This window comes from Streptomyces sp. AC555_RSS877 (assembly GCF_019049245.1).
GTDB lineage: Bacteria > Actinomycetota > Actinomycetes > Streptomycetales > Streptomycetaceae > Streptomyces.
Genome location: NZ_JAGMUK010000215.1, coordinates 1 through 251, shown reverse-complemented (window position 1 = coordinate 251; position 251 = coordinate 1). Strand labels below are relative to the sequence as shown.

At 66.1% G+C, this 251-nt stretch carries 1 protein-coding gene; it reads left to right on the top strand.

All coding sequences use genetic code 11. The features are described 5' to 3' along the window. The coding region (locus KUM49_RS42520) for a condensation domain-containing protein (RefSeq protein ID WP_217242300.1) at positions 1–251 on the top strand (251 nt) is incomplete at both ends.

Genomic DNA, 251 nt, shown 5'->3' with positions numbered 1-251 from the left:
CGTGCTGAGGGCGTGACGGTGTTCATGGTGCTGCAGGCGGCGCTCGCGGTGACGTTGCATCGGCTGGGTGCGGGGACGGATATCCCGATCGGGTCGGCGATTGCCGGGCGGACGGATGAGGCGCTGGATGATCTGGTCGGCTGCTTCGTGAACACGCTGGTGGTGCGTACGGACCTCTCCGGTGATCCGTCGTTCACCCACTTGCTGCAGCGGGTGCGGGAAACAGGTCTGCAGGCGTACGCGCATCAGGA